Genomic DNA, 16,945 nt, shown 5'->3' with positions numbered 1-16,945 from the left:
CCGGTGGCCGCACCCGTCACCGCGCCGCGTACGCCCCCGGGTTCTCCAGCACCTCGTACATCACCCGGGCCGCCGCGCCCCGCGCCGCGTCGCCGGAGACGGACGAGGCTCGCAGCCGGCTGCCGTTCTCGTGCCAGCGGCCCGACACCACCCGTGCGGTCAGCTGGGCGTCCGCGGACTTCTCCAGCCAGGGCATGAGGCTGCGGTAGATCCCGCCGAGGACGACGGCCTCCGGGTCGAAGAGGTTCACGGCGCCGGCCAGCACCACGCCCATCCGGTCCCCCGCCTCGCTCAGGGCCGTGACTGCCCTCTCGTCGCCGGCCGCGGCCCGCTGCTCCAGCTCCCCGATCCCGCGCACACCGGTGTCCGGGTCGATTCCGGCCGCCCGGAGAAGGGCCGCCCGGCCGGCGTACTGCTCCAGACAGCCGTGTGCGCCGCACCGGCAGAGGGGTCCCGCCGGATCGACGACGACATGCCCGATCTCGCCGGCGAACCCGTGGGCGCCCCGCAGCATTTCGCCGTTCACGACGAGCGCGCCGCCCACGCCGATCTCACCGGTGAGATAGAGGAAGGTGCGTACGCCGCCGAGTCCGCCGAACCACAGCTCGGCCAGGGCCGCCAGGTTGGCCTCGTTGTCGGAGCCGACAGCCAGCGCCCGCCCTGCCGGGCGCAGTGTGCTCAGCGCCTGTCCGAAGATGCCCTCGGCCGCGACCCTGATCCAGCCGAGGTTGGGGGCCTGCCGGACGACACCGCCGGAGACGAGCCCGGGCAGCGCCAGCTCGACGCCGACCACCCTCAGCTCCTGTTCCCGGGTGGATGCGATGACCCGGTCGGTGAGCCGGGCGGCGTGGGCCAGGACCTCGGCGGGCGGGACGTTGCGGTGATCGGTGTGCTCGGTGACCCGGACCCGGTCGGTGCCGGTGAGGTCGACGGCGCACACGGAGACGTAATCGATGTTGATCTCCACGCCGAGCCCGGCCGGGCCCGTGCGGGAGAGCTTCAGCACGGTGCCGGGCCGGCCGGCGCCTCCCCCGGACGTCTTCCCGGACTCGCTGAGGCAGTCCAGGGAGAGCAGCTCCTCGACGAGCGAGGAGACGGCGGCCCTGGTCAGCCCCACGAGGGTCGCCACCCGGGCCCGGGTGACCTCGCCCTCGTCACGGACGGTCCGCAGGACCAGGCTCAGGTTGTGACGGCGCACGGACTCGTGTCCGGCCTTGGCCGCCGGCGAGGTGAGGTTGTTCTTCATCAGGCTTCGAGCCTAGGCGATGTCCGCTCCCACCAGGAGCGGAGCCGGTTGACGGCCCTGGCGGCACGGATGCCGCGCGACCGTGTCGCCCGGCCTACCCCCTCCTCGCACGGCCCTGGGCGCGGGCCGTGCGAGGGTGAAGGCATGACAGAACGCTTCGAGGTACAGCGAGACATGGCGGCCGCGCCCGACACGGTGTTCGCGCTGCTCTGCCGCCCGCAGGGTCACGTGACGATCGACAGCTCGGGGATGCTCCAGTCCGCCGACGGGGAGCCGGTGCGCGAGGTGGGCGACGAGTTCGTCGTGCACATGGACCGGGAGTCGCTCAACGACATCCCGATGGGAAAGTACGACGTCACGGTGATCATCACTCGGTTCGAGCAGGACGCGCACATCGAGTGGACGATCTCCGGCACGATCCAGCCGCCGATCAAGCACCTGTACGGCTATCGCCTGGAACCCAGCGAGCGCGGGACGCTGGTGACCTCGTACTACGACTGGAGCCAGATCGAGGAGAGGTACCGGGACAAGGGGGTCTTCCCGGTCATCCCCGAGGCCGGGCTGCGCGCGACGCTCGGCATCCTCGCGCGGAACGTCGAGTGATCGACGCTGCCGGCCCGGTCGTCGCGGGCCACGGCGAAGGGCCGCACCCCGGGGGGTGCGGCCCTCGCTCACTTCGCGGTGCCTCTACTTGCGGATCAGGCTGCGGAGCACGTACTGCAGGATGCCGCCGTTGCGGTAGTAGTCCGCCTCACCGGGGGTGTCGATGCGGACGACGCCGTCGAACTCCACTCCGGTGTCGGTGGTGACCTTGACCGTGGTCGGCGTGGTGCCGTTGTTCAGCTCGGTCACGCCGGTGAAGGAGAAGGCCTCCTCGCCGGTCAGGCCGAGGGTCTCGGCGGTGTGGCCCTCCGGGAACTGGAGCGGGAGGACGCCCATGCCGATGAGGTTCGAGCGGTGGATGCGCTCGTACGACTCGGCGATGACGGCCCTGACGCCCAGGAGCGCGGTGCCCTTGGCCGCCCAGTCACGGGACGAGCCGGAGCCGTACTCCTTGCCCGCCAGGATGACGAGCGGGGTGCCCGCGGCCTGGTAGTTCTGCGAGGCGTCGTAGATGAACGACACGGGGCCGTCCGCCTGGGTGAAGTCGCGGGTGAACCCGCCCTCGGTGCCCGGCGCGATCTGGTTGCGCAGGCGGATGTTGGCGAAGGTGCCGCGGATCATGACCTCGTGGTTACCACGGCGCGAGCCGTAGGAGTTGAAGTCACGGCGCTCGATGCCGTGCTCCGTGAGGTACTTGCCGGCCGGGGTGTCGGCCTTGATCGCACCGGCCGGGGAGATGTGGTCGGTGGTGACCGAGTCGCCCAGCTTGGCGAGCACCCGGGCGCCGGTGATGTCCGCGACCGGGGTCGTCTCCATCGTCATGCCCTCGAAGTACGGGGGCTTGCGCACGTAGGTGGACTCGGAGTCCCACTCGAAGGTGTTGCCGGTCGGGATCGACAGCGCCTGCCACTGGGCGTCGCCCGCGAAGACGTCCTGGTAGGACTTGTTGAACATGTCCTCGCCGATGGAGTTGGCGACGACGTCGTTCACCTCGGCCTCGGAGGGCCAGATGTCCTGGAGGAAGACGGGCTTGCCGTCCTGGTCGACGCCGAGGGCGTCCTTGGTGATGTCGACCTTCATCGAACCGGCGATGGCGTACGCGACGACCAGCGGCGGGGACGCCAGGTAGTTCATCTTGACGTCGGGGTTGATCCGGCCCTCGAAGTTACGGTTTCCGGAGAGCACCGAGGTGACGGCCAGGTCGTGGTCGTTGACCGCCTTGGAGACCTCTTCCGGCAGCGGGCCGGAGTTGCCGATGCAGGTGGTGCAGCCGTAGCCGACGAGGTTGAAGCCGACCTTGTCGAGGTACGGGGTCAGGCCCGCCTTGTCGAAGTAGTCGGTGACGACCTTCGAGCCCGGGGCGAGGGTGGTCTTGACCCACGGCTTGCGGGTCAGGCCCTTCTCGACGGCCTTCTTCGCCACGAGCGCCGCGGCGACCATGACGTACGGGTTCGAGGTGTTGGTGCAGGAGGTGATCGCGGCGACGGTGACGGCGCCGTGGTCCAGCTCGTACGTCGTGCCGTCGGGGGCGGTGACGGTGACCGGGTTCGACGGGACACCGTTGGTGGCCGCCGGGGAGTCGGAGGCCGGGAAGGACTCCTTGCCCGCCTCCTCGTCGTCCGAGACGTAGTTGCGCACGTCCTGGGCGAACTGCGCCTTGGCGTTCGCGAGGACGATGCGGTCCTGCGGGCGCTTCGGGCCGGCGATGGAGGGGACGACCGTGGAGAGGTCGAGCTCCAGCTTCTCGGAGAAGTCCGGCTCGGCGGCCGGGTCGAGCCAGAGGCCCTGCTCCTTGGCGTACGCCTCGACGAGCGCGACCTGCTGCGCGTCGCGGCCGGTCAGGCGGAGGTACTTCAGCGTCTCGTCGTCGATCGGGAAGATCGCGGCGGTGGAGCCGAACTCCGGCGACATGTTGCCGATGGTGGCGCGGTTCGCGAGGGAGGTGGCGGCGACGCCCTCACCGTAGAACTCGACGAACTTGCCGACGACGCCGTGCTTGCGGAGCATCTCGGTGATGGTCAGCACGAGGTCGGTGGCGGTGGTGCCGGCCGGGAGCTCGCCGGTCAGCTTGAAGCCGACGACGCGCGGAATGAGCATGGAGACCGGCTGGCCGAGCATCGCGGCCTCGGCCTCGATGCCGCCGACGCCCCAGCCCAGCACGCCGAGGCCGTTGACCATGGTGGTGTGCGAGTCGGTGCCGACGAGGGTGTCGGGGTACGCCTGGCCGTTACGGACCATGACCGTGCGCGCCAGGTGCTCGATGTTGACCTGGTGGACGATGCCGGTGCCCGGGGGGACGACCTTGAACTCGTCGAAGGCGGTCTGGCCCCAGCGCAGGAACTGGTAGCGCTCCTTGTTGCGTCCGTACTCCAGCTCGACGTTCTGCGCGAACGCGTCGTTGGTACCGAACTTGTCGGCGATGACGGAGTGGTCGATGACCAGCTCGGCCGGCGCCAGCGGGTTGATCTTCGTCGCGTCGCCGCCGAGCTCCTTGACGGCCTCACGCATGGTGGCGAGGTCCACGACACACGGGACACCCGTGAAGTCCTGCATGATCACGCGGGCCGGCGTGAACTGGATCTCGCGGCTGGGCTGGGCGTGCGGCTCCCAGCCGCCCAGGGCGCGGATGTGGTCGGCGGTGATGTTCGCGCCGTCCTCGGTGCGGAGCAGGTTCTCCAGCAGCACCTTCAGGCTGTAAGGGAGGCGCGCGGAGCCCTCGACCTTGTCCAGCCTGAAGATCTCGTACGACTCGTCGCCCACCTGCAGTGTGCTGCGGGCGTCGAAGCTGTTCGCCGACACGACAGTCTCCTTCTTCAATGTGCGCGTTCAACCGCGCCGCGCCTCATGTGCGGCCGGCGCCGCCTGCGGCCCCCACCATCCGCTAAGGTAAGGATTAGTTAGGTAACCCTTACCGAGCGGCAGCTGCGGTGCGCCTCGGCAGATATCTCGATGTCGAGATAACTCTAGTACATCGCCGCCGCGCGGTCATGCCCGGGAGCCCGTGTTCTGCGCCGCACCGCGATGGCGCGCGCGACGGGACCGGTACATTTCGATGCCGACCGGCCCCACCCGGGAAGGCGCCGTACCCTTCGACCACTCACTGGTCTCGCACTTGCACGCTGGTGACGGCGACCGCGCAGGCGGCGCACGCCCACACCGCGTAGACCATCCAGGCTCCGCCGACGGTCCACGGGAAGGCCGGCGGGGAGTAGCCGACATCGACGAGCCGGAGCCACGCACGGTAGGGAAGGGCGTGCCCGGCCACCGCCGACCAGTGGCGGCCGTCGGCCAGGAACAGCGGCAGCACCAGGAGGACCACTACCGAGGTGACCATGGTGGAGGCGGTGTGCCGGATGACGGCGCCGAGCGCGAGACCGGCGAGCCCGCACACGGGCGCGAGGAGTGCGGAGGCCAGGACGACACGGAATGCTCCCGGGTCACCGATGGAGACGCCCGCGTCCCGGAGATCGAGAACGGCCTGCGTCACAGCAAATGAGACACCGGCGACGACCGTGCCGAAGACCGTCGTGACCACGGTGACGACGACCGCCTTGGCCGCCATCACCGAGCGGCGGGCCGGAACGGCCGCGAATGTCATCCGGTTGGTGCCTGTGCTGTACTCCCCGACGATCACCAGGGCGCCGATGGCGCTGAGGGCGAGGGCCATGAGCACGGCGGCGTTCGAGGTGAACGCCTCCTGCAACGAGATCCCGTCCCTCACAAAGGAAACGCGGTCCCCCGGCACCCAGTGGCTGTATGTGTCGTAGGCGACGCCCGCGTTGAAGCCGACGACCGCCAGGGCGGTGGCCCCGTAAGCGATCCAGGTCGAGCGCAGCGAACGGTGTTTGATCCACTCGGCGGCGACCAGGTCGCGGAACCGGGCGAGGCGGCCGGGGGTGGACTGTTCGCCGCCGGGAACGTTCGTTGTCGTGGTGGTCGCGGTCATCGGGGCTCTCCTCCGGAGAACTGGACACGGTCGGCGGTGAGCTCCATGAATGCCTCTTCGAGCGAGGCGGAGCGGGTACTGAGCTCGTGCAGCGGCAGAGCGTGCTGTCGGGCGACCTCGCCGATGCGCGCCGCGGTCAGGCCTGTCACGGTGAGCTGCTCGCCCTCCACGTGCACGGCCGCGCTCTCGGCCGTCAGCAGGTCCCTCAGGGCGATCGCGGCGGGCGTGCTCACGGTGACGCTCCGCCGGGTGCCGCGGGCCGAGAACTCCGCAAGGCTCTCCGCCGCGAGCAGTTCGCCCCGGCCGATCACGACCAACCGGTCGGCTGTGTGCTCCATCTCCGACATCAGATGGCTGGAGACGAACACGGTACGACCCTCGGCGGCGAGCCGCCTGAACAGCTCACGGACCCACTTCACTCCCTCAGGGTCCAGGCCGTTGAGCGGCTCGTCGAAGAGCAGCACCGGTGGGTCGCCGAGCAGGGCGGACGCGATGCCGAGCCGTTGTTTCATGCCGAGCGAGAACCCGCCGATGCGGCGCCGGGCGACCTCGGCGAGACCGACCTCCCGCAGCACCTCCTCCACCCGGCGCCGCGGGATGCGGTTGCTGCGGGCCAGCGCCCACAGATGCGCCGCCGCGCTGCGCCCGCCGTGTACGTCGTGCGCGTCGAGGAGGGAGCCGACATGACGCAGGCCGCGAGGGCGGTCACGGAAGGGCCGGCCCTCGATGGTGACCGTGCCGCTGGTGGGCTCGTGCAGGCCGATGATCATCCGGAGCGTGGTGCTCTTTCCGGAGCCGTTCGGCCCGAGGAAACCGGTCACCTGACCGGGACGCACGGTGAAGGTGAGGTCGTTGACGGCTGTCGTGCCGTCGTATCGCTTCGTGAGTTCGCTGACTTCGATCACGGCGCCCATGCTGCCGCTCGCCGCCCCCACTTGCCGTCGGACCGGGGCTGACAATCGCCGGGCGTGGTGTCGACCCTGGTTGTACGACCGCAGGCCGACGCCCCACAGCGTGTACGCGCTTACGATCTGCGCATGCCCGCCTCAGAACCTCCGCCCCTGCCGCTGCTCAAGCGCATACCACCGGGCCTGTGGACGGCGCTGGTGTGGGTGGTGGCAGCAGTGCAGCCCATCGTGGAGTACGTCCTGATGCCGCCGCGGAATGAGTACTCCCTCAGCTACCCCCGGGACGGCCTTGACTCGCTCACGGCCCAGGCGCTGCTCGCCGTTGCCTTCCTGGCGGTCCTGACCGGCAGCGCGCTGCTGCGCCGCCGGACCGCGGTGGCGTACGGTCTGGTGATCGTCGGCACGGTCGTCTCGTCGCTGGCCTGGCGGCAGGACGAGATTCTGCCCCTGCAGTTTCTGGGGGTGGATGTCGCCCTCTGCTATGTCGCGGCCGCCCGGCCCCGGCGCACCGCGATCACCGCGACCGCCGGAACACTGGGCGTGCTCGCCGGATACCTCGTCCTGCGGTGGGCCGCGGGAGGAGAGGAATCCGGCACCGCCTCCGAACCGTTCGTCGCCCTGACGGCCATCATCGCCTGGCTCATCGGCAACTCGGTGCACCAGGCCCGTACCCACACCGCAGAGCTGCACGCCCGGGCCGCCGCCCAGGCGATCACCGCCGAACGGCTTCGCATCGCCCGCGAGATGCACGACACGGTCGCCCACAGCATCGGCATCATCGCGCTGCAAGCCGGAGCCGCGGCCCGAGTGGTGGAGACACAGCCGGCCAGGGCCCGCGAGGCGATGACGGCCGTGGAACACGTAGGGCGCGAGACGCTGGCGGGACTGCGGCGGATGCTGGGCGCACTGCGCCAGGCTGACCAGGAGCAGGAGCCCGCCACCCGGGATCAGGAACCGGCCGGCCACGACCAGGGGTATGCACAGGCTCCTCTGCGGCCGGCCGTCGGTCTGGCGGATCTGGAACCGCTCGCCGCGACGACGACGGCCGCCGGTGTCCGCGTGGAGGTGTGGTGGCAGGGCAAGCGACGCTCGCTCCCCGCGGACATCGACCTCGCGGCGTTCCGCATCGTCCAGGAGGCGGTGACCAACGTCGTACGACACGCGGCTGCCGGTCACTGCCAGGTGAAAGTCGAGTACCGCGAGGACGAACTCGTCGTCGAGGTCGTCGACCGGGGAAAGGGCTGCGGCGCGAACCCGAAGAACACGGACACCGGATTCGGCCTGCTCGGCATGCGCGAGCGGATCGCCTTGCTGAACGGCCGATTCACCGCAGGGCCGCGTCCGGGGGGCGGCTTCCGGGTAGCCGCCCGGCTACCGCTGCCGAGAGCGGCAGGCGCCGAACCCGAAGCGAAGGCTGGGGCCAGATGACCATCCGCGTGGTACTCGCCGACGACCAGCCGCTGATCCGCGCCGCTCTGCAGATGGTCATCACCGACACCGCGGACGTCCAGGTCGTGGGCGAGGCCGGAGACGGCGCCGAAGCGGTCCGGCTGACCGGGGAACTCACCCCCGACGTCGTGGTGATGGACATCCGGATGCCCGGCATGGACGGCATCGAAGCCACCCGTCTGATCACCACCGGCACCAGCACCGCACGCGTTGTCGTCCTGACGACCTTCGATGACGACGACTGCGTCTACGGAGCGCTGCGCGCCGGCGCATCCGGGTTCCTGGTCAAGGACATGGCCCTGGACGACATCCTCGCCGCAGTCCGTATCGTCGCCGCCGGGGACGCCCTCATCGCACCGAGCGTCACCCGCAGACTGATAAGGGAGTTCGCCGACCGTCCTACAGCGACGCCGCCACGGCAGACGGAAATCGAACGCATCACGGACCGGGAACGTGAGGTGCTCACCCTCGTCGGCAAGGGCCTGTCCAACGCCGAAATCGCCGACCAGCTCTCCATCACCGTTGCCACCGCCAAGACCTATCTGACCCGGCTGCTCGCCAAGCTCGACGCACGTGACCGGGTGCAACTCGTGATCCTCGCTTACGAGGCGGGGCTGGTGGCACCGTCCCACTGAGCGAACTCCGTCGCAGCCCTTCGACGGTACCCAGGCGGCTCGGCCGAGGCCGGCGACGGTCAGGGCGGGTCCTCACGCATGACCCGGCGGCGTCGGGATACCCGTACTCCTGACAGAGGAGGCACAGATGCCGCTCACCTTCCGAAAGAGCTTCCACATCCTCCCGGGCGTCCGGCTGAACATCAACCGCCGCTCGTGGTCCCTCACGACCGGCGGAGGGCACGGACCGAGGCGCACCACGAGCAGCACCGGCCGGCGCACCACATCCATGGACCTGCCGGGCCCGTTCGGCTGGCGGAGGACGACGCGCCGCCGTCGCGGCTGACCTCACAGCGGCGGTCCCGGCCGACCTCACCCGTTCGGCCGATCTCCGCACGCCGGGCCGCCGGGCGCACCCCACCCTTCAAACAGGCGGCCGCCCACGGCCCGGCACTCGACCGTCACCCGAACCCCACACCCCCGGCACGGCCTTCATCTCATATCTGAGATAGCGTTCAGCCATGGAAGACGACTACCTCGCACGTATCGGCAAGCTCATCCGTGACGCCCGCCAGCACCGGGGCTGGACACAGAGCCAGCTCGCCGAGGCGCTGGCCACGAGCCAGAGCGCCGTCAACCGCATCGAGCGCGGCAACCAGAACATCAGCCTTGAGATGATCGCCCGCATCGGCGAGGCCCTCGACAGCGAGATCGTGTCGCTCGGCTACTCCGGACCCATGCATCTGCGTGTGGTCGGCGGCCGGCGGCTCTCCGGCTCCATCGACGTCAAGACCAGCAAGAACGCGTGCGTCGCACTGCTCTGCGGTTCCCTGCTCAACAAGGGCCGCACCGTGCTGCGCCGGGTGGCCCGAATCGAGGAGGTCTTCCGGCTGCTGGAGGTCCTCAACTCCATCGGCGTGCGCACCCGCTGGATCAACGACGGTGTCGACCTGGAGATCCTGCCGCCCGACCGGCTGGAGCTGGAGGCCATCGACGCGGACGCCGCGCGCCGGACCCGCTCCATCATCATGTTCCTCGGCCCGCTGCTGCACCGCGTGGACAGCTTCACCCTCCCGTACGCCGGCGGCTGCGACCTCGGCACGCGCACGATCGAGCCGCACATGATCGCGCTGCGCCGCTTCGGCCTGGAGATCGCGGCCACCGACGGGCTCTACCACGCACAGGTGGACCGCGCGATCAGGCCCGGCCGTCCCATCGTGCTGACCGAGCGCGGCGACACGGTGACCGAGAACGCGCTGCTGGCCGCCGCCCGGCACGACGGCACGACGGTCATCCGTAACGCGTCCTCCAACTACATGGTCCAGGACCTGTGCTTCTTCCTGGAGGCGCTCGGCGTGCGCGTCGACGGTGTCGGGACCACGACCCTCACGGTGCACGGGGTGCCGGAGATCGACGTGGACGTCGACTACTCCCCCTCCGAGGACCCGGTCGAGGCGATGAGCCTGCTGGCCGCCGCCGTGGTGACGGAGTCCGAGCTGACGATCCGTCGCGTGCCGATCGAGTTCATGGAGATCGAGCTCGCGGTCCTGGAGGAGATGGGCGTCGACTGCGACCGCACGCCGGAGTACGCCGCCGACAACGGCCGCACCCGGCTGGTGGACCTGACGGTCCGGCCCTCCAAGCTGGAGGCGCCCATCGACAAGATCCACCCGATGCCCTTCCCCGGGCTGAACATCGACAACGTGCCGTTCTTCGCGGCGATCGCCGCGTCCGCGCACGGCAAGACCCTGATCCACGACTGGGTCTACGACAACCGCGCGATCTACCTCACCGACCTCAACCGCCTCGGCGGCAGGCTCCAGCTCCTGGACCCGCACCGCGTCCTGGTCGAGGGCCCGACGCGCTGGCGCGCCGCCGAGATGATGTGCCCGCCCGCGCTGCGGCCGGCGGTGGTGGTGCTGCTGGCGATGATGGCGGCCGAGGGCACGTCGGTGCTCCGCAACGTGTACGTCATCAACCGCGGTTACGAGGAACTGGCGGAGCGGCTGAACTCGGTGGGCGCGCAGATCGAGATCTTCCGGGACATCTAGATCTCTTGCGCTCTGTCCTACCGTCTGACCTGCACTGATGTTGGGTGTTGGCTCTGCTCACAGAGGCGGAGTCAACATTCCTTCAACATCATCTTCTCTGACCCTCAAGCGCTCAACGTGAACGCATCATCGATGACGCTCCTGGTCTTCTCTTCCGACTCGGGGAAGAGGTGACCGTACGTGTTGAACGTGATCCGGATGTCCGAGTGACCCATACGCTTCTCACCTCACGAGTGGTCGTGTCGTCTGTGCGGTTTGTGTGAACTGTCCTGTGTGGGCTGTCCATTGGGGCTTGCCGATGTCGTTGGCGTGCGGTGTCTGGCGGGCCGAGGGCCCGGATGCTCCACGGGCCCGGGGCTTTGCCCCGGGTGCGGCGCTCGTCCCGGTCGGTCTCGGGGGTGGGGCGGGTGCGGTGATCGCGCGTCGACGGGACGGCAGGGATCGCGGAGCAGGCCATCGCTGATGCGTTCGCCCAGGTCCAGGCCCGTGACCCGCCGCAGATCCGCGCCCACATCAGAATCACAGGCGGGGCGTGCAGCCAATGAGTAGGTGGACGGAGAGCGCGTCGAAAGCGCGGCGGGCTGGGTCATTGCGCTCTGTATGACCGCTTCGCCCGTTGGACGGGGCGGGTGCTTCGGAGCTGGGACCCAGCTTCCGAAAGCACCCGCGACCGTTTCTTTTCAGGGGGTTGCCTGGTTACCGCCCTTGTTGAGCCAGGCGCGGGTAGCGCCGTTCCTCGGGTCGACGACGAGGTAGTCGTCCAGACCATCACCGTTGAGGTCGGCAAGGTGGTTGTCGACAGGGAAGCTCATCGCGACGCCGAAGGCGATCTTCTTCTTGCCGGACCATTCGTTGGTGAAGCCGCCGAGGTTCCGCCAGCCGTAGAGGGCGTTGTGCTGGGCGGAGTCGCGCAGGACGTAGTCGGCGCGCCGGTCACAGTTGATGTTGGCGAAGAGGGTCGTCTGGGTGGCCGTGATGGGGTCCTTGGGGCTGGCGATGAGTGTTTTGAGGCCCCAGCCGCCTCCCCCGGGGGCGTCGGTGCCCTTGTTCTTCCAGGCGTGGGCGGAGTGGCCGGAGGTCACGACGAGGTAGTCGTCGCGGCCGTCGCCGTCGATGTCGGCGAACTGTACGTGCCCCTCGGCGGCCAGGGTGGGGCCGCGGGCGATGACCCCCAGATTGGTCCAGGCGGTGACGCCCTTGGTGAAGACGCCGTCGTTGCGCCAGCCCCGTACACGGCCGTTAGTGTCGTCCACGACGAGGTAGTCATCCCTCCCGTCGCCGTTGAAGTCGGCGAACACCACTCGCTGCTTCTTGCCGGGGGAGACGCCTTCGGCGACCCGGCCGACCTTGATCCAGGCGTTCGTCCCGCGCGTGGCGACGTCGTCGTTGCGCCAGGCTTCGATCTCGCCCTTGGGGCCGACGAGGATGTAGTCGTCGTCTCCGTCGCCGTCGAGGTCTGCGAAGTCCACGGTGCGCGCGTTGTTCGCGGCGTCGAGTTTGTGGTCGCCGTAGACCCCTTTCTTTTTGAAGCCGTTCTCCTTGTCGTTCCGTGTGGCGACCTTGTCATTGGCCCACCAGGTCGCAGTACCGGCCGAGCCCACCACGAAGTAGTCGGCGTCACCGTCCGCGTTGGCCTCGGCGAACTGCACCGTGCCGTCGATGCCCGTTCCTGTGGCGATCTTCCCGATGGACTTCCACTTGCCTGCCGCCTTCACGGCGACATCGTTGTTGAGCCACGCTTCGGTCGCCCCGTTGCTGTGCACGATCAGATAGTCGGCGTCCTTGTCGCCGTCCAGATCGGCCAGGCGGACCTTCGAGCCGGGGTTGCCGGTGCCCTCCGCCACCTGACCCAGCTTCTTCCAGGCGCTTTTGCCCTTCACGGCCACATCGTTGTTGACCCACGCCTCGAGCGACCCGTTGTCGTGGACGACCAGGTAGTCGTCGTAGGCGTCGCCGTCGATGTCGGCGAAGCGGACCTGGTCACCCTCGTCACCGGTGCCTGCGGCGATCACCCCGATCGATTGCCAGCCCTGATTGCCGTTAACCGGCACATCGTTGTTGAGGAACGCCTGGACCGAGCCGTCCTCGTGGACCACCAGGTAGTCGTCGTCGTGATCTCCGTTGACATCGGCGAAGCGCACCTGCGCGCCCCGGCCCTTGACTCCGTTGCCGTTGGCTACCTTGCCCCGGTTCACCCAGCCGCCCGCAGAGGTTCTGGTCCACAGGTAGAGGGCTCCGGTGTCGGTGACAATGCTGTAGTCGGCGCGGCCGTCGCCGTCGAAGTCCGCCAGGTGGACGTCGCCCTTCACGCCGGCGCTGGCACTGTCGCTGTTGATCGGTCCCTGCGCGATCCGGCCCAGTTCTGCCCAGCCGCCTCCGGGCTGCACCTGGCAGGCGTCGGGGAGATGCGGGGCATTCGCGGGCTGGATGACCCAGCGCTTGTCCACCATCGCCGTGATGGCCTCGAACCAGCGTTCGGCCATGTAGGTATAGCCACGGTCGTTGGGGTGCAGGGTGTCGTGCAGCATGTCCTCGCTCATCGGCCCAAAGTCGGCGAGCATGATTTTCTGCCCCTCGGCTTGCCGGTCTTTCACCAGCGCCCGCACCGCTTCGTTGTAGGCGTTGCGCCGCTGCATCGCCGACGGGTCGTTCTTCACCGGCACCAGCGTCGCCACCACGATGGAGATGCCCGGTGAGCCCTTTTGAACCCGGTCGATCAGCCGGCCCAGCCGGGCCGGAGCATCCGCTACGGCCCCGCCCTTTTGGTAGTAGACGTCGTTCGTGCCCGCCATCAACGTCATGACGTTGGGGCGCATCGACGCCGCGTCCTGCACCGCCGGTTCTGCGATCTGGTCGATCACCCAGCCCCGGTTCCCGTCATGCTGGGGATCCGACATGCTTCCCGAGGCGTTCGAGCCGACGAAGTCGGGGTGGAGCTGCGCCGCCTCCAGGTCGTCGTACAGCTGTTTCCGGTAGCCGTTGCCGTCCGACGACCCGACACCGTACGTGATCGAATCACCCGCGGACATCAGACGAATGTCCGGCTGCGACGGCCCGGTGCCGGGGTTGCCGGGGCCCGGGCCTCCGGTGCCGGGGTTGCCGGGGTCATCGGGGTTTCCTGTTCCCGGGTTGCCGGGCGTTCCCGCCCAGCCCTTGGCCTCCGCGCCCATGACTGCCTGGAAAAATCTCTGCGCCACGAATTCGTAGCCCAGGTCGTTGGGATGAAAGTCATCGTGCATCATGTCCTCGGGCAATGAGCCGGCTTCCACGAGCTCGATTCTTTCCCCTCGGTGCTGCCGGCCGTTCATCAGCGACCGCACTTTCGCGTTGAAGGCGTCGCGGAACTCTTCGGTTGCGGAGTCGCCTCGCATGGGCACGGTTGCCACCGCGATCGCCGCATCGGGGGCCTTCGCCTGCAGCGTGTCGATCAACTCATCGAGGTCATCGGCCATCTCCGTCCCTGTGTCTGCCGCGCTCCTGGCCCCTATTGCGTTTGTGCCGCGCAGCACCTTCTGGGCGTCGTCCGCGCCCGCCCACAGCGTGATTATGTGGGGCTTGCTCTCGCTGATGTCCCGCTCCACAACGCCCGAGATGTCGCCGATGCCGTATCCGTTGTAACCATCGTGCTGCGGATCCGGCATATTGCCCGAGGAGTTCTGCCCGAAGAAATCGGGCTCCAGTCCCATGAATTCCAGTCCGTCGAAGAGTTCGTCGCGGAATCCGTTTCCGTCCGTGGCTCCCTCGCCTGAGGTGAGGGAGTCGCCCACGGGTGCCAGGCGGACTTCTTCCCCATCCTCGGGGAGGTCCGGGAGCGGTGTGAACTCCACTGGCCAGTGATCTGAGCCGGCCAGATTCGGCAGCAACTGCGCTGTCATACCGGCGGCAAGATCGATCGATCCGATGCCGTAGTCCAGCTCCCTGCCGGTTACGTGGGTGGCTTGTCCGGTTGATTCGATGTACGCGATGCGGAGGTTGTTGTCGCCTCCCCTGGGAATGATGGGCAGCTGGTCCTCAGGCGTTCGGTTCCAGTCCCCCAGCGCCATCCAGCTGTAGTTGCTTCCGGCTTGATCGTGGAAGTTCTGGATGTAGGCTCGGCCGTCATTGCCATTGCCTGACAGGGCATGGACCGTCCAGAAGATGTTCGTGCCGATCCGGATCCCGAAGGATGGCCTGCTTCTGTTGATCGAATCAGAACCGGGTGCGATGTAGACCGCATCCGGCTCACGATCCGCCACGATCGAGAGGTTGACACGATTGCCGTTCACGTCCGTCTGCATGTGGTACACGTGCAGACGGACGCCCCGCGTATCCCAGAGGGAATGAAAGACCTCATACAATTGCCCGTTGATCGTCCGATGCGCCACGGCCTGCGGAGCAGGCGCACCAGTTGGCTGCGCGGGCGGAGAACCAGCTTCTTGCAGCGCGACCACATTGTGCGCGCCTACCCCATTGTTGGCGCTTCCCAGGACGACTCTCTGGACTCCGTCCGTCCACTTCGACTCTCCTTGGAGAGTGGCGCCCTGCAGGTTCCAGGTGGCGAAGTTCAGCCCCGCCAGGTCATCGGGGTGAGCCTCCGCCGGAGCCGTCACCCCCATCGATATCAGCAGGACCGACAGAAGGGCGGTAGTTATCCGCCCGAGGTATCTCATTTTCAACGACCTCGCACTTAGGCAGCGGAAAGGTGAACTGAGTGGGGCAGCCGGGACAGCCCGGATGCGTGATCGCGCTCGGTCCGGGTTGGCACGGAGGATGTGTCCGGCGGGGCATACCCGCCGGCTTGGGCGGTCCGAGCAGTGCGCGGGCATTGCCGCGTGCCTCGGCCGCAAGACGCCGGCGCACCGGGTCGTCGGACATCACATGGCTGTTCGCCGCCAGCAGGGCCTGTGCGTCGGACTCACTCGGACCACCGGCGAACTGACCAGGCTGATCGCTCAAATTGCTCAGTACGCCGGTTTTTCCTGCGACCTGCTGGGGCCGGGCACCGAAGACCATTGCGCCCGGTTCACACCCGACGCGCCGGGCGAGGAATGTCAGTGGTTTCAGTGCTGTCTCATCCAGCCACTGGCCGTTATCGAAGAGGCACCGCAGCGAGCGTGGGCGGGCTGCGCAGGACAGCGGCTCCAAGGCCGCGAGGCCAGTGCTGGGCAGGGCCCGCGCTTCAGCGGCGGGGCTGAACGCGGTCCGCACAACCGCACAGTGCGGGGCGGACAGTTCGTCGAGGGGCGATGCCATGGCCAAACGGAGCTGGTGACGGCCGACGAACGGCAACTCCGCTTCACAGGACGCGCCGTATGCCCGTACCGTCCGGTAGCCGGCGGTGGCCCGTTCGGCATGGTCCAGCAGGATGCTCTTGCCGATACCCGACTCACCGCGCAGGACGAAGGCTCCACCCCGGCCGGCGTGCGCGGCTCCGGTCAGTTCATCGAGGCGCACCATCTCGGCTCGCCTGCCGACGGGTCGGCCAGGTAAGTGCGTTGCTGACATGCCGCTCTCTGTTGCGTCGTGCCCGTTGCCCATTTGACCTGCTGGTACGGTCCGGATGGGGTCAGGCGGGGTGGCTCGTGCGATGCGTGCGGCTGCTCGTTCGGCAATCATGATGGTGGAGGGCCTGGGTGTTCCCCTAGTGATGGTCGGCAATGACCGAGGCGCCGGCGACGAGCAGTGCGTGTGTCCCAAGCACGGCCATGGTGGTGGGGTCGGTCACCACGGTGGTGTCGGTGCCCATACGACATGTGACGACCGGGTGCATTTTGCCCACGTTGCCGTCGATTCAGACGTCGAGGCCGTCGCCGGCCCAGCTGTGCGAGGTGAGAGCTGCACCGCCGGTCGCCTCGGCCAGAGGTGAGGTTCGCAACAGTTCGCGCCCGCCGCAGACCGGAGCGCAGCCGGTCCCGGTCGCGTCCGTCAGTGAGACAGCCGGGGCCGACGAGTGGCTGCTGCGTCGGATCAGTGTCGGCCAGTTGCACGGTGCCGCGGCTGTCGGCTACTCCGGCTGTCTCACCCTTACCGAGGACAACGGCTGGCCGCTGCCGAAAGCGGAACAGTGGCTGCTGACCCACGTGCGGGCATGCCCTCCTGCGCTGACACCGAATCGCTCCACGCCGGACTTGCAGCCCTCGGCTTGCACC

At 68.5% G+C, this 16,945-nt stretch carries 12 protein-coding genes and 1 pseudogene; 5 read left to right on the top strand and 8 right to left on the bottom strand.

What is annotated here, in order from left to right:
• Window positions 1–16: 16 nt before the first annotated feature.
• Entirely contained in the window at window positions 17–1,246 is a 1,230-nt protein-coding gene (locus tag ACIREO_RS20405; RefSeq protein WP_404111930.1) for an ROK family protein, read from the bottom strand.
• Between the two features lie 144 nt (window positions 1,247–1,390).
• Between ACIREO_RS20405 and ACIREO_RS20400 the strand changes: the two genes are divergently transcribed.
• Complete coding sequence (locus tag ACIREO_RS20400; RefSeq protein WP_404111927.1) at window positions 1,391–1,849, top strand: polyketide cyclase; 459 nt, start codon at window positions 1,391–1,393, stop codon at window positions 1,847–1,849.
• 84 nt (window positions 1,850–1,933) lie between these two features.
• Here ACIREO_RS20400 and acnA read toward each other — a convergent pair whose 3' ends face one another.
• From acnA to ACIREO_RS20385, 3 genes are all read right to left on the bottom strand, one after another.
• Window positions 1,934–4,648 carry an aconitate hydratase AcnA gene (gene acnA, locus ACIREO_RS20395; protein WP_404111924.1) on the bottom strand — a complete coding sequence of 905 codons (2,715 nt, stop codon included), beginning with the start codon at window positions 4,646–4,648 and terminating at the stop codon, window positions 1,934–1,936.
• Between the two features lie 298 nt (window positions 4,649–4,946).
• Complete coding sequence (locus tag ACIREO_RS20390; RefSeq protein ID WP_404111921.1) at window positions 4,947–5,795, bottom strand: ABC transporter permease subunit; 849 nt, start codon at window positions 5,793–5,795, stop codon at window positions 4,947–4,949.
• Window positions 5,792–6,709, bottom strand: coding sequence for an ABC transporter ATP-binding protein (locus ACIREO_RS20385; RefSeq protein ID WP_404111918.1), 918 nt, complete (start codon window positions 6,707–6,709; stop codon window positions 5,792–5,794). The genes ACIREO_RS20390 and ACIREO_RS20385 overlap by 4 nt, the downstream gene beginning before the upstream one ends.
• 123 nt (window positions 6,710–6,832) lie before the next feature.
• Between ACIREO_RS20385 and ACIREO_RS20380 the strand changes: the two genes are divergently transcribed.
• The 4 genes from ACIREO_RS20380 to ACIREO_RS20365 all read left to right on the top strand — a co-directional run bounded on the left by ACIREO_RS20380 (window position 6,833) and on the right by ACIREO_RS20365 (window position 10,817).
• A complete protein-coding gene (locus ACIREO_RS20380; RefSeq protein WP_404111915.1) occupies window positions 6,833–8,131 on the top strand; it encodes a sensor histidine kinase in 1,299 nt (432 codons plus the stop codon).
• Window positions 8,128–8,787 carry a response regulator gene (locus tag ACIREO_RS20375; protein WP_404111912.1) on the top strand — a complete coding sequence of 220 codons (660 nt, stop codon included), beginning with the start codon at window positions 8,128–8,130 and terminating at the stop codon, window positions 8,785–8,787. The genes ACIREO_RS20380 and ACIREO_RS20375 overlap by 4 nt, the downstream gene beginning before the upstream one ends.
• A 127-nt stretch (window positions 8,788–8,914) precedes the next feature.
• Window positions 8,915–9,112, top strand: coding sequence for a DUF4236 domain-containing protein (locus tag ACIREO_RS20370; RefSeq protein WP_404111909.1), 198 nt, complete (start codon window positions 8,915–8,917; stop codon window positions 9,110–9,112).
• 175 nt (window positions 9,113–9,287) lie between these two features.
• The gene (locus ACIREO_RS20365) at window positions 9,288–10,817 is read left to right on the top strand and encodes a helix-turn-helix domain-containing protein (protein ID WP_404111906.1); all 1,530 of its coding nucleotides are present in this window, start codon (window positions 9,288–9,290) and stop codon (window positions 10,815–10,817) included.
• A gap of 680 nt (window positions 10,818–11,497) precedes the next feature.
• Here the strand turns inward: ACIREO_RS20365 and ACIREO_RS20360 are convergent.
• From ACIREO_RS20360 to ACIREO_RS20345, 4 genes and pseudogenes are all read right to left on the bottom strand, one after another.
• Entirely contained in the window at window positions 11,498–15,466 is a 3,969-nt protein-coding gene (locus ACIREO_RS20360) for a GDSL-type esterase/lipase family protein (RefSeq protein ID WP_404111903.1), read from the bottom strand.
• A complete protein-coding gene (locus ACIREO_RS20355; RefSeq protein ID WP_404111900.1) occupies window positions 15,375–16,253 on the bottom strand; it encodes an ATP-binding protein in 879 nt (292 codons plus the stop codon). The genes ACIREO_RS20360 and ACIREO_RS20355 overlap by 92 nt, the downstream gene beginning before the upstream one ends.
• A 184-nt stretch (window positions 16,254–16,437) precedes the next feature.
• A complete protein-coding gene (locus ACIREO_RS20350) occupies window positions 16,438–16,566 on the bottom strand; it encodes a GMC oxidoreductase (protein WP_404111897.1) in 129 nt (42 codons plus the stop codon).
• A 73-nt stretch (window positions 16,567–16,639) separates the two neighbouring features.
• Window positions 16,640–16,876, bottom strand: a pseudogene (locus ACIREO_RS20345) (GMC oxidoreductase); the annotation flags it as partial.
• Window positions 16,877–16,945: the final 69 nt, after the last annotated feature.

It is taken from the genome of Streptomyces sp. NPDC102441 (assembly GCF_044765585.1).
In the GTDB taxonomy this organism is placed as follows: Bacteria; Actinomycetota; Actinomycetes; order Streptomycetales; family Streptomycetaceae; genus Streptomyces.
Note: the sequence above shows the minus strand (reverse complement) of the source record. Positions and strands in the feature narration are given on the sequence as shown.

Excerpts from the sequence above, each read along its gene's own strand:
- ACIREO_RS20400 (WP_404111927.1), top strand. The coding sequence starts at position 1,391 with ATGACAGAACGCTTCGAGGTACAGCGAGACATGGCGGCCGCGCCCGAC.
- ACIREO_RS20355 (WP_404111900.1), bottom strand. The coding sequence starts at position 16,253 with ATGGTGCGCCTCGATGAACTGACCGGAGCCGCGCACGCCGGCCGGGGT.
- ACIREO_RS20350 (WP_404111897.1), bottom strand. The coding sequence starts at position 16,566 with ATGCACCCGGTCGTCACATGTCGTATGGGCACCGACACCACCGTGGTG.
- ACIREO_RS20390 (WP_404111921.1), bottom strand. The coding sequence starts at position 5,795 with ATGACCGCGACCACCACGACAACGAACGTTCCCGGCGGCGAACAGTCC.
- ACIREO_RS20385 (WP_404111918.1), bottom strand. The coding sequence starts at position 6,709 with ATGGGCGCCGTGATCGAAGTCAGCGAACTCACGAAGCGATACGACGGC.
- ACIREO_RS20365 (WP_404111906.1), top strand. The coding sequence starts at position 9,288 with ATGGAAGACGACTACCTCGCACGTATCGGCAAGCTCATCCGTGACGCC.
- ACIREO_RS20380 (WP_404111915.1), top strand. The coding sequence starts at position 6,833 with ATGCCCGCCTCAGAACCTCCGCCCCTGCCGCTGCTCAAGCGCATACCA.
- ACIREO_RS20360 (WP_404111903.1), bottom strand. The coding sequence starts at position 15,466 with ATGAGATACCTCGGGCGGATAACTACCGCCCTTCTGTCGGTCCTGCTG.
- ACIREO_RS20405 (WP_404111930.1), bottom strand. The coding sequence starts at position 1,246 with ATGAAGAACAACCTCACCTCGCCGGCGGCCAAGGCCGGACACGAGTCC.
- ACIREO_RS20370 (WP_404111909.1), top strand. The coding sequence starts at position 8,915 with ATGCCGCTCACCTTCCGAAAGAGCTTCCACATCCTCCCGGGCGTCCGG.
- ACIREO_RS20375 (WP_404111912.1), top strand. The coding sequence starts at position 8,128 with ATGACCATCCGCGTGGTACTCGCCGACGACCAGCCGCTGATCCGCGCC.